The 12256-nt window shown below is 58.5% G+C and carries 10 protein-coding genes; 2 read left to right on the forward strand and 8 right to left on the reverse strand.

The window, feature by feature from the left end; genetic code table 11:
- Window positions 1-15: 15 nt before the first annotated feature.
- The gene (gene djlA / locus MWU49_RS01400) at window positions 16-858 is read left to right on the forward strand and encodes a co-chaperone DjlA (protein ID WP_246967139.1); all 843 of its coding nucleotides are present in this window, start codon (window positions 16-18) and stop codon (window positions 856-858) included.
- A 97-nt stretch (window positions 859-955) separates the two neighbouring features.
- Here the strand turns inward: djlA and MWU49_RS01405 are convergent, their stop codons facing one another.
- Window positions 956-1900 carry an oxygenase MpaB family protein gene (locus MWU49_RS01405; protein ID WP_246967142.1) on the reverse strand — a complete coding sequence of 315 codons (945 nt, stop codon included), beginning with the start codon at window positions 1898-1900 and terminating at the stop codon, window positions 956-958.
- 177 nt (window positions 1901-2077) lie between these two features.
- On the opposite strand from MWU49_RS01405, the gene MWU49_RS01410 reads away from it, so the two are divergent.
- Window positions 2078-2362, forward strand: coding sequence for a DUF465 domain-containing protein (locus tag MWU49_RS01410; RefSeq protein WP_246967145.1), 285 nt, complete (start codon window positions 2078-2080; stop codon window positions 2360-2362).
- Window positions 2363-2551: 189 nt separating this feature from the next.
- Here MWU49_RS01410 and MWU49_RS01415 read toward each other — a convergent pair whose 3' ends face one another.
- The 7 genes from MWU49_RS01415 to MWU49_RS01445 all read right to left on the reverse strand — a co-directional run bounded on the left by MWU49_RS01415 (window position 2552) and on the right by MWU49_RS01445 (window position 12131).
- Window positions 2552-3817 carry a hypothetical protein gene (locus MWU49_RS01415; protein WP_246967148.1) on the reverse strand — a complete coding sequence of 422 codons (1266 nt, stop codon included), beginning with the start codon at window positions 3815-3817 and terminating at the stop codon, window positions 2552-2554.
- Window positions 3818-3896: 79 nt separating this feature from the next.
- Window positions 3897-5837, reverse strand: coding sequence for an acetoacetate--CoA ligase (locus MWU49_RS01420; RefSeq protein WP_246967151.1), 1941 nt, complete (start codon window positions 5835-5837; stop codon window positions 3897-3899).
- A 118-nt stretch (window positions 5838-5955) separates the two neighbouring features.
- Window positions 5956-7911 carry a biotin carboxylase N-terminal domain-containing protein gene (locus tag MWU49_RS01425; protein WP_246967154.1) on the reverse strand — a complete coding sequence of 652 codons (1956 nt, stop codon included), beginning with the start codon at window positions 7909-7911 and terminating at the stop codon, window positions 5956-5958.
- 160 nt (window positions 7912-8071) lie between these two features.
- Window positions 8072-8845: an enoyl-CoA hydratase/isomerase family protein gene (locus tag MWU49_RS01430; RefSeq protein ID WP_246967157.1), complete on the reverse strand. Its 774-nt coding sequence runs from the start codon at window positions 8843-8845 to the stop codon at window positions 8072-8074.
- A 51-nt stretch (window positions 8846-8896) separates the two neighbouring features.
- Window positions 8897-10504: a carboxyl transferase domain-containing protein gene (locus MWU49_RS01435; protein WP_246967160.1), complete on the reverse strand. Its 1608-nt coding sequence runs from the start codon at window positions 10502-10504 to the stop codon at window positions 8897-8899.
- Between the two features lie 74 nt (window positions 10505-10578).
- Window positions 10579-11742 carry an isovaleryl-CoA dehydrogenase gene (locus tag MWU49_RS01440; RefSeq protein ID WP_246967162.1) on the reverse strand — a complete coding sequence of 388 codons (1164 nt, stop codon included), beginning with the start codon at window positions 11740-11742 and terminating at the stop codon, window positions 10579-10581.
- Window positions 11743-11744: 2 nt separating this feature from the next.
- Window positions 11745-12131 carry a MerR family DNA-binding transcriptional regulator gene (locus MWU49_RS01445; protein ID WP_246967165.1) on the reverse strand — a complete coding sequence of 129 codons (387 nt, stop codon included), beginning with the start codon at window positions 12129-12131 and terminating at the stop codon, window positions 11745-11747.
- Window positions 12132-12256: the final 125 nt, after the last annotated feature.

Consider the following 12256-nt stretch of genomic DNA (forward strand, 5'->3'; position numbering starts at 1 on the left):
CGCTACGGATTCATGATGCAATTCAATTGGGGTGGCAAGATCATTCTGGGCTTGCTTGGCATGTTGGTGGGCGGCCCGGTGGGCCTGATCATCGGCCTTTTCATTGGTCACATGCTCGACCGGGGAGCCGAGCGGGTACAAAGCTTCAATCCGTTCCGCCCCTATGGTCCCGGTGAACAGGAGGCTGTCCACAAGGCCCTGTTCGACACCGTATTCTCGGTGATGGGGCATCTGGCCAAGGCAGATGGTCGGGTCAGCGAGGACGAGATCGCCCAGGCGCGTGCGGTCATGGATCGGATGCAACTTGATGACGAGCAGCGCAAGGCGGCCATCGCCTTGTTCAATCAGGGCAAATCTGCAGACTTTCCCCTGGAGGCCACCATTGCAACGTTTGCGTCGTCTGTTCGGCACCGCAAGCAGTTGATCCTGGTGTTTCTTGAGATCCTGCTGCAGATCGCTCTGGCGGACGGCAACCTGCACAGGGAAGAAGAAGCGGTTCTGCTCAAGGTGGCAGAAGGTCTCGGGGTGCCGCCACAGCAATTTCGCCAGATTCTCAACATGCTGTTGGCCCAGGCCCAGTTTGGTGGCGCAGGGCCGCAAGGTGCTTATGGCGGCCAGCAATCCGCCCCTGGCCGAGCGCGACCGCCCCTGTCCCAGGCCTGCCAGGTATTGGGGGTGGCAGAGTCAGCTTCCAATCAGGAAATTAAACGGGCCTATCGCAAGCTGATGAGCGAGCATCATCCGGACAAGCTTGCCGCCCGTGGAGTGCCGGAGGAAATGATTCGCCTGGCCACGGAAAAGACCGCTGAAATCAGCAAGGCCTACGACATGCTCAAGGAGCATCGCGGATTTCGCTAGGCCGGCAGGAATCAGCAATCAAATGACGAGTTTCGAGTCACGAGTAATCGAATACCGGGCGCTCGCCGGTTCTGATTGTCGAAACACGTACTCGTAGCTAGAAGCTGACCCCCGTACGCCGCTGTTCCCGTGGTACCGCCCAGCCGCTGCTGACCAGCTCGCTTTCTCCGCTCCACCAGCGATTCAGCAGGCGTGTTGCCAGCCCGGCTCGGGCGCGTCCCTGAAGGCGTTGGCAGGCCTCGTGATAGACCGGTTGAAAGCGAAGGGCTTCGGGCAGGCGGCGGGTAATCTCCATCAACCGCTTTAGCTGGCGCTGATAGCGGCGATGGTTGGCCAGATCTACCGCTTCCAGCCTGAAGGTGTCTACCAGCGGTCCCGGGACTGTGAAGCTGGCAAGAGGATTGAAACTGCCGAAGGGTACCCGTTCAGGAAAGCCCTGTTCACGGATCAGAAGATGCCCCAGTTCCCGTCTGGCTGGGCTCACTGACGCCGGTCTGGCAAGCTGCTGCCGCCACCAGCTACGTTGGGCATGCCAGTGTTCAGGAAGCTGTGCTTTCGGTACCCCCATGGCGCTGGCCAGCAGCATGGTTTCCTCAAACAACCGTTCTTCAAGGGCACTGGTCAGTGGTCCGATCACCTCTTCGTAGAGGGTCAGACAGGAGTCCATCCAGGCGCTGATGGCGTAGAGGAGGGTCCCCCCGTCCTGGACGTCAAACAGGGTTTTTCGACGCATCGACCTGTTAGCCAGTGTCATCAGTGCCTGTTCCTGATTGCCAAAAACGATCTTCATCAGAAAACGCTGGCTGTGTTGCAGGCGCTGAACGGCGCTGTGAGGATCCTGAAGCAGTTGTGCCAGCCGGCTATGGGCCAGTGCCAGAACCAGCATGCGCCCCTGACCGAGTACCGTGATGTTTTCCCGCAATAATTGCCAGCTGACAGAACCGGGACCGAACAGGCCTGCATCCGGTTGCTGGCAGGGTTCGCTGGCCTTGCCGATACCTGCCTCGATATCGTGCCGGGTAACAAGGTGAGGTAATGCCATCTTCCACGCCTCCCTGTGTGGTTGAGGGGGCTGGCCATCCCGGGCCAGCTTGCGGCGATCTGACAGCAGGGTGCGGATCAGTACACCGTCCTTGATGCTTATCAATGGTACGGCGATGAGCGTTTGAATCTAATCAGGAATTGTGGTGATTTAGTTGAGTTCAGTGAGCATCTTGGTATGTCACTGGTAACCCCCCATCTGGCGACAGGAGTCATAAACATGTTGGGCGAAAATCACAGCATTCATCATGAATTTCCCGACCTTCACGACAAAATCGACCATCTTACCCGTGAGGATCCGGTTTTCAGGGATCAGGTTATGCAGCATGACAAACTGGACAAGCAGATCAGGGGATTGGAAATGCGGGAAAGCCCGCTGGGGGATACCGAAATGGAGACCATGAAACACCAGCGCCTTCAGCTGAAAGACCATATCTATCAGCGGCTTGTTCGAGAAAGCTGATACGCTTGATCAAGAAGATCTCCCACCGACGCGTCGCTCTTTTGCCCTTCAGCGAAGGCGGCGCCATTCCCTTTTCGATGCAAGAGCGTGCTCGCCACAGAGGCCACGGAGCACACAGAGATAAAACGGTTTTACGCAGTGCACTCGGTGACCTCTGTGGTGAACACGGTGTTTCCGCTTATTTTAGCGTTATTTCAGGGTCAGGCTGGCTTTCGGCATGGCGAGAGTGCTTTCAGCATACTGGCCTGGGTTCATCTGGTTGCTGTCCTTGCTGAAATACAAACGGGTGATGAAATAGTACTCCTGACCAAAGGGCAGATCGGTCAATGAGAAGCCCACATTGGGCAGTTGTCCCACGAAGCGTTCGGGATCATTGATCTGGCTAGCGTCATCCTGATAGAGCAACCGTGCCGGTGTGTCGAATCCCTTTACGAAGGCCAGCTGGGCAAGCAGGTCAAAACCGCGTCCGGTACCAAACCACAGCCAGTTATCTCCCTTGAGGGGTTGCTCAAGCATGGCTTTCTCGGATTTGGACAGCTTGCCATCGGTAATGGCCACGTTATTGCCGGTCCAGCTGGTGACCAGCTTGCTGTTGTAAAGCGCATTGCCGTCCAGGGAGATGTCCAGGGCGGGACGCTCAAGCACCGTGTCGGCAAGGCCGGGAAGGGTGAAGCGACTGTGGATGTCCACCTGCTGCGGCATCACCAGAAAGTAGTTATGGATGCGAAGCACCGGTACCCGGGCCACTTTCACCGAGGTGGCGGCGTAGACCAGCGAGGCGAGGGGCCCGCTGATGATCTGTTTTACCTTGGGGTCCAGGTTGTCGTTGTTCAGGGTAATACGATTTTTTTCGCCAAACAGACCGGCGCTGAGGCGTAGTTTGAGCGTGTCGAGGATGCTTTGCCTTTTGCCGCTTTCGCCCTGGAATCCACGAAAATAGAAATCGTTCCATTTGAACAGGTTCTTGTCGGCCATGGAGAGCGCGAAATCCGTACTCTTGATGGTCAGAGTCTCTGGATCGAACTGCACATACCGCTCGGTGCTCTGCAGATAGGCGTTTTTGACCAGATAGAAGAGTCGGGTTTGCTGGCCTTGATGTACTGATAATTCGGCGACGACCTTTTCCGTGGTATGTCCGCTCAGTGGACTGCCGCCATCTTCGAAGCGCAATAGCAGCCGATCCTGTTCATCGATGCGGGTCGGATCACCAGACAGGGTGGTGCTGTCATCTTCGTCAAAGAAGGGGTAGCCCTGCTCGGACCACTGCACCCACTGATGTGGAACGGGCTGAAGCCTGCCGTCCCGCACAGCAAAAAAAGAGTAAAGACCGGTCTGCTTTCCATGCAGCGGAGTGAAATCGGCACCGGTGAGGGTGACGATCTGAGCGTTCAGGCTAAAGGGAAGAACCAGAAGCGCCAGGAAAACGGCAAGCCGGCAAAAGTCGTTCTTCTTCATGTGTTCTGTGTCACATCACTGTGGTTTTGCACATGATGACGCTTTCTGCCGGCCCGTCAATGGCTTCGCCGGAGTGGCTTCAACTTTCAAGTTCGCTGCGGTGGGCAAAATGCTGCAGGGCGCCGGGGTTGGCAAGGGCGTTGCGGTTGCTCACCTCACGGCCATGAATCATTTCACGCACCGCCAGTTCCACGATCTTGCCGCTCACCGTGCGGGGAATTTCGGGCACGGTAAGGATGACGGCAGGTACGTGACGTGGGCTGGCGCCTTCCCGGATGGCCTTACGGATGGTGGCCTGCAGCTCATCGCTTAGTGTCTCTCCTTCCGCCAGCACCACAAACAACACCACGCGTACATCTCCCTGCCATTCCTGGCCCACTACAATGGCTTCGCGTATGGCTCCCAGGGCTTCCACCTGACGGTAGATTTCTGCGGTACCGATGCGGACTCCGCCCGGGTTCAGCACTGCATCCGATCGGCCATGAATAATCAGGCCGTCATGGTGTTCATGGGTTACCACCTCGGCATAGTCGCCGTGGGCCCAGATACCCTCGAAGCGGGCGAAATAGGCCTTGTGGAAACGGCTTCCGTCGGCATCGTTCCAGAACTGCACCGGGCAGGAGGGGAAGGGCTGCAGGCAGACCAGTTCGCCCTTGCTGCCGGTCAGGGGATTGCCGTTATCATCCAGAACTGCCACATCCATACCGAGGCCCGGACACTGCAGCTCACCGCGATAAACCGGCAGTAGCGGGTTGCCGAGAGCAAAGCAGGAAATAATGTCGGTGCCACCGGAAATGGAGCTCACCAACAGGTCGTTTTTGACCTGCTGATAGAGAAAGTCATAGCTTTCGTGCAGCAGGGGGGAGCCTGTCGAGAACAGGGTGCGCAAGGTGCCGAGGTCATGGCTCTCACTTGGCACCAGACCTGATTTTTCCACCGCCTGAATGAACTTGGCGCTGGTGCCCATGTGGGTAATACCTTCTTCGTCCACCAGATCAAAAAGCCGTGCCGTGTTCGGAAAGCCGGGGTTGCCATCGTATAGCACCAGGGTGGCACCGGTATGCAGGCCACAGATCAGCCAGTTCCACATCATCCAGCCGCAGGTGGTGAAATAGAACAGGGTGTCATCACGGCTAACGTCTCCATGCAGCTGGAGTTCCTTGGTCTGCTGCAGCAGCGTGCCGCCGGCTCCATGAACAATGCACTTGGGCTGACCGGTGGTGCCAGAGGAATACAGAATGAACAGTGGATGATTGAAGGGCCGTTGTGCAAATGCCGGCGCCGGCCCGGCGGCTTCCAACCAGGCCTGCCAGATCAGAGCTTTCTGTACGCGGCTGCTGCTACCTTTGCCGGGAACGACCACCAGCAGCTCTGGTTTCAGCGCATCATGCAAGGCGTTAATGCGATCTTCCAGGTCAATCCACTTGCCGTTGTAATGATAGCCATCGCAGGCAACCAGCACGCGGGGTTCAATCTGGCCAAATCTGTCCAGCACTCCGGACTCTCCGAAATCCGGTGAGCAGGACGACCAGACGGCACCAATCCAGGCGGCGCCCAGAGCCGCTACCACGGTTTCAATCCGGTTAGGCATGTAACCGGCTACACGTTCACCGGGCTGAATGCCTGCGGCCAATAATTGTGCGGCCACCTGGCCGGCGGCCACCCTCAAGCCGGCATAGCTGATCTCTTCACGGCGGCCGTCTTCCAGCACGCTGACCAGAGCCGGGTGTTTGTCGTTTCGGCGCAGCAGGTTTTCCGCATAGTTGAGCTGGCCGTTCGGGAACCAGCGGGTGTCCTGGAAACGGTCTCCCTTTTTCAGCACGGTATCGCCGGGTTGGCCCACCACGCCACAGTCATCCCAGACCTGCCGCCAGAACACTTCCGGCTGCGCTACGGACCACCGGTGCAGTTCCCGGTAGTCCGTCAACGGCTGGCCACTGTTGTCTCTGGCTTTTTGCCAGAATCGGGCCAGCTGGCTTTGCTGTTGTTGCGGGCCGGGTTGCCAAAGTGGGGATGCCATGGAGAACTCCTGCAAATGGCGGAAACGGGCTGACAGTCATTTCCACCCTGGGGTGTTTGATTGGGGTGCAGGGCGGAAATTCCCCGCAGGGAAACTCCGCCTGCGGACTATCTTCGGGCTATGATTCGGAACTCGCCTCGAATTCCACCAGCAAGGTGCCTTCGCTGACACTGTCGCCTTCCGCCACATGGAAATCATGAACGGTGCCCGGCGCGGTGGCGCGCAGGGTATGTTCCATCTTCATGGCTTCCAGTGTAATTACCGCATCGCCCGCATCAACCTGACTGCCTGGCGCCACATGCAGTGCGACGATGGCGCCGCTCATGGGCGCTACAAAGCCGCCTTCGCAAGCCTGCTGGGCACTGTCGCGACTGGGGTTGCGGATGATGCAATGGGCCTGCCCATCGACGAACAGCAAAACGGTATCGGTATCCAGCAGCGCATAGCGCCCCTGCAGACCCTGGTTGCCCCAGTGCAGTCGAAAGCGCTGTCCGTCGCCCGTCACGTCGAGAGCATGGTCCTGTTCTGCCACTGTCGTGCTGCCGTCCATTTCACGCACGGTGATCAGGGCTTCATCCACTTTCAGCTGGTTGAGGATGAACTGACGGCCAAGCGGGCGCCAACCGTGCAGACCTTGCCAGGGATTACTGTCGTGCTGTGTTTCATCAGCAAGCAAACGACCGGCAGCCAATGCCAGTAATTCGGGGGCGGTGGTGCTGGCCTCCATCAGGTACGGCCGGTGTTCGAGCAGGCGAGTGTCCAGGTCCGCATTGGCAAAGGCATCATCAGCCAGCACCCGGAGCAGGAAGGGGGCATTGTGATGAATGCCATGCAGCTCCAGATTTTGTAGCGCACTGATCAGCTGCTGACGGGCTGCATCCCGGTCTTCACCAAAGCAGATCAGTTTGGCGATCATCGGGTCATAGTATTCTTCTACCTTGTCACCGGATTCGTAGCCGGCGTCTACCCGAGCCAACTCATGGGGCCAGCGTAAATGCTGGAGTCGCCCGGAGGAGGGCAGGAAGCCCTGTTGTGGATTTTCCGCGTAGAGCCGCACTTCCATTGCATGGCCGTGACGGCGAATGTCCTGCTGACTGCGCGGCAGGGGGGCTCCGCCTGCCACCGCCAGCTGCCAGGCCACCAGATCTTCGCCGGTGATCATCTCGGTGACTGGATGTTCCACCTGCAATCGGGTGTTCATTTCCATGAAGAAGAATTCGCCGCTGGCGGGCGCATAGAGAAATTCCACGGTGCCGGCGCCGCGGTAGTCGATGGCCCTGGCCGCCTGTACGGCGGCCTCGCCAAAGGCCTGGCGGGTGGCTTCATCCAGTCCCGGTGCCGGCGCCTCTTCAATGATCTTCTGGTGCCGACGCTGCACCGAGCAGTCCCTTTCGAACAGGTGCACGGCATTGCCGTGATTGTCGGCAAATACCTGCACCTCCACATGTCGTGCCGCCGGCAGATAACGCTCAAGCAGTACGCGATCGTCAGCGAAGGCATTGCGCGCTTCGCGGCGTGCAGAAGCCAAGGCTTCATTGAATTCAGCCTCACTGTTGACCACGCGCATGCCCTTGCCACCGCCACCGGCAACGGCCTTGATCAGCAACGGAAAACCCACATCGGTACTGGCTTTGACAAGGGCTTCATCACTGGCCCCTTCTTCATCGAAACCCGGCAATACCGGCACCTTGCTGGCAGCCATCAGCTGGCGAGCCGCGGCCTTGTCGCCCATGACCTCGATGGCCCGGGCATTGGGGCCGACAAAAATAATGCCGGCCTTTTCACAGGCGGCAGCCAGTTCGGTATTTTCTGACAGGAAGCCATAACCCGGGTGGATGGCGTCTGCGCCGGTGTCTTTGGCAGCGGCAATGATCTTGTCGATCACCAGATAGCTTTCCCGTGCCGGTGCGGCTCCCAGGCACACCGCCTGATCTGCTTCCCGGACGTGGGGCAGGGTGGCATCAATGTCGGAATAGACCGCCACGGTGGCAATCCCCTGCTGGCGGCAGGTACGCATGATACGACGGGCAATTTCCCCGCGGTTGGCGATCAGCAGTTTTCTTATCTTGGCCATGGTTTAACTTCAAGCTTCAAGCTTCAAGCTACAACGCGTGCTGGCTGGTCATGTTTTGCATTACGTGCCCGCGCAAAAGCGGTATGGGCGCGTGAATTCAAATGCTGGCATGGGCACAGACCTGGACTCGCGTTGCAGCTTGTAGCTTGAAGCTTGTTGCTTACCTCCAGTTCGGTTTGCGTTTTTCCAGAAAGGCACTCAAGCCTTCCTGGCCTTCTGCGCCGGTGCGCAAGCGGGCAATTAGATCGGCGGTGTGGTTGAGCATGGCCTGATCAATGGGGCCGTGACTCACCTGCGCAATCAGCTCTCGCGCTTCAATCTGCGCCTGTGGCGCGGCGCTCAACAAGGACGCCACCAGTGCATCGACGCTGGTATCAAGCTCACTTTCGGCAACAACTTCATGGACGATGCCAAGAGCCACGGCCCGTTCGGCGGGGATGACTTCGGCGGTCATGAAATAGCGGTTTGCCTGGCGGGCGCCCAGAGCGCGGACCACATAAGGGCTGATCACCGCCGGCACAATCCCCAGCTTTACCTCGCTGAGGCAGAAACGGGCGTTATCAGCCGCCACCGCCATGTCCGCCGCACAGATCAATCCTAATGCGCCACCAAAGGCCGCACCCTGAACACGGGCAACGACGGGTTTGGGACACTGGTCGATTACCTGCATCAACCGGGCAAGACGAAGGGCATCGTCACGGTTCTGCTGAGCATCAAGCTTGCCCATGGCACGCATCCAGTTGAGATCCGCGCCAGCGGAAAAATGTTTCCCGGCGGCCTGCAGTACCACTACGCGAATGCTGTCATCACACCCAACCGTCTCAAATGCCTCGGTCAGCGAAGCAATAATGCGGTCATCAAACGCATTTCTTTTGTCGGGATTGTCCAGCGTGATGCGCGCTACCGGACCATCGTTTAGTGTGCTTACGGTCATTCTGTGCTTCCTGTTCTTCGTCGGGCGTCTGGCATCAGGCGTCCAGCGTTCCTACATCCTGAATACGCCATAGCGTGTCTCTTCAATCGGTGCGTTCAGGCTGGCGGAGATGGCAAGGCCCAACACATCCCGGGTGTCCGCCGGGTCGATCACGCCGTCATCCCAAAGTCGAGCACTGGCATAGAAAGGCTGAGCCATCTGCTCATAGCGTTCGGTCATGTCGGCCTGAAAGGCCGCAGCTTCCTCATCGCTCCATTGTTCGCCTTTCTTCTTCAGGGAAGCCTGTTTGACCTGGGTCAGTACACTGGCGGCCTGTTCGCCCCCCATGACAGAGATGCGCGCGTTGGGCCACATGAACATGAAGCGTGGATCGTAGGCGCGGCCACACATGCCGTAGTTGCCGGCACCAAAGCTGCCGCCGGTGATCACGGTGAATTTCGGTACGCTGGCACAGGCCACAGCATTGACCATCTTGGCGCCATGCTTGGCGATGCCTTCCGATTCGTACTTCTTGCCGACCATGAAGCCGGTGATGTTCTGCAGGAACAGCAGCGGTATCTTGCGTTGATTGCACAACTCGATGAAATGGGCGCCTTTCTGCGCGGACTCGGAATAGAGCACGCCATCGTTGGCGAGAATGCCCACCGGGTAGCCATGGATATGGGCAAAGCCGCACACCAGGGTGGTGCCATAACGCGCCTTGAACTCATCCAGTTCCGAGCCATCCACAATGCGCGCAATCAGTTCCCGGGCGGGCATGGGCTGGCGGGTCGTTGTCGGGATCACACCATAGAGCTCGTTGCTCGGGTACGCAGGCGGACGCACCGGTTGACGTTTGACTTGATCCGGCTTGTGCCAGTTAAGGTGAGCGATGCAGCGTCGGGCCAGGTCCAGGGCATGAGGTTCATCTTCAGCCAGATGATCCGCCACACCGGATTGTTCGCAATGCAGATTGGCGCCACCCAGCTCTTCTGCGCTGACCACTTCACCTGTGGCCGCTTTCACCAGTGGCGGGCCGGCCAGAAAAATGGTGGCCTGTTCCTTTACCATGATCACTTCATCGGCCATGGCCGGCACATAGGCGCCACCGGCGGTACAGGAGCCGAGCACCACACTGATTTGCGGAATGCCACGGGCCGACATGTTGGCCATGTTGAAAAAGATACGGCCAAAATGTTCCCGGTCCGGAAACACCTCATCCTGGCGGGGCAGGTTGGCGCCACCGGAATCCACCAGGTAGACACAGGGCAGACGGTTTTCTGCTGCGATGGCCTGGGCGCGCAGGTGTTTCTTCACGGTGAGCGGGTAGTAGCTGCCGCCTTTCACGGTGGGGTCGTTGGCCACGATCATGCATTCCACGCCCTGGATCTGACCGATACCTCCGACGCAACCGGCGGCTGGGACGTCTTCACCATAAACGCCCTCGGCGGCGAGAGCGGAGATTTCAAGAAACGGGGACCCCGGGTCCAGCAGCAGATTGATCCGCTCACGCACCGGCAGCTTGCCTCTTTCGCGCAGACGCTGCTCGGCGGCCTCGCCGCCCCCATGGGCGATATGGTCCAGTTTGGCGCGTAGTTGCTCACGCAGCTTGAGGTTGTGCTCCCGGTTAGCCTGAAACTCAGGACTGGCAGCATTGATCTGACTGTTAATCTTTGGCATGGCATGTCTCGCTGGACGCCAGACGCTTAGCGCCTGACACCCCATTGTTTTCGTCTGGCATCGTGCATCTGGCGTCAAGCGGTCTCATTAAATAACTCGCGGCCGATGAGCATGCGGCGGATTTCGCTGGTGCCGGCGCCGATTTCGTAGAGTTTGGCATCGCGAAGCAGGCGGCCTGTGGGGTACTCGTTGATGTAGCCGTTTCCGCCCAGGGTCTGAATGGCTTCCAGGGCCATCTGGGTGGCGTTTTCGGCGCAATAGAGAATGACTCCGGCGGCGTCCTTGCGGTTGGTTTCGCCACGGTCACAGGCTTTTGCCACGTTATAGAGATAGCTGCGGCTGGCATTCAGGGTGACGTACATGTCCGCCAGCTTGCCCTGCATGAGCTGGAATTCACCGATGGCCTGACCGAACTGTTTGCGTTCATGGACATAGGGCACTACCACATCCATGCAGGCCTGCATGATGCCGGTACAGCCGCCGGACAGCACGGTACGCTCGTAATCCAGGCCACTCATCAGCACTTTTACGCCCTGGTTTTCCTGGCCAAGGATATTCTCGGCAGGGACCTGGCAATCCTCGAACACCAGCTCACAGGTGTTGGAGCCGCGCATCCCCAGCTTGTCCAGTTTCTGGGCACGAGAGAACCCGGGGAAGTCGCGCTCCACGATAAAGGCAGTAATGCCTTTGTGGCCGGCACTGGTGTCGGTCTTGGCGTAGATCACGTAGGTGTGGGCATCGGGACCATTGGTGATCCACATCTTGTTGCCATTGAGCACATAGTGGTCGCCTTTTCTGTCGGCGCGCAGGCCCATGCTCACTACATCCGAGCCGGCGCCCGGCTCACTCATGGCCAGGGCTCCGATCTGGTCGCCACTGACCAGTCCCGGGAGGTATTTGGCTTTCTGGGCATCGTTGCCGTTCAGGTAGATCTGGTTGACGCACAGGTTGGAGTGGGCGCCATAGGACAGACCGATGGAAGCGGAGGCACGGGAGATCTCTTCCATGACCAGGGTGTGGGCCAGGTAGCCCATGTCGGCACCACCGTACTCTTCACTCACGGTGACACCCAGCACTCCCAGATCACCCAGCTTTTTCCACATCTCCAGCGGGAACTGGTTGCTCTGGTCAACCTCGGCGGCAATCGGGGCGATTTCCTTCTGGGCAAACTGACGGACGCTGTCTCTCAGGGCCACCAGGGTCTCGTCCAGATCAAAGTTGAAGTTGCTGTTGAACATGGTCATTTCTCCAGATCATTCATTGCATCCACACAGCGCTGTTCAGCGTCATCAAGTTCCTGCTGAAGTGCGTGGATATCGCGCAGTTGTTGTTCGAGTTGGTCCCGCCGCTGGCGGATCTTGTTCTGCAGGGCGAGCAGCTGATGACGGTTGTCGCCACTGGGCTGGTACATGCCGATCAGCTCTTTGGATTCGGCAAGGGAGAATCCCAGTCGCTTGCCGCGCAGGATCAGTTTCAGGGTGACCCGGTCCGCCGGGGAGTAGACTCGGGTCTGTCCGCGACGGGCAGGGGACACCAGTCCCTGATCCTCATAGAACCGGATGGTGCGGGTGGTCACGTCAAATTCCCGTGCCAGCTCGCCGATGCTGTAAGTCTGTTTTTTGTTCATGGGGAAAGAGTAGGGGAAGTTTACGTTAACGTAAAGCTGTAACTTTTGATCCGGTTTTGGCCTTATCGGTCCGTGACACGGTGTTTACCCCTGAATAGACTTCAGGCTGAAAATTTCCTTGTTTT

This window comes from Alcanivorax sp. S6407 (genome assembly GCF_023016115.1).
Taxonomy (GTDB): domain Bacteria; phylum Pseudomonadota; class Gammaproteobacteria; order Pseudomonadales; family Alcanivoracaceae; genus Alcanivorax.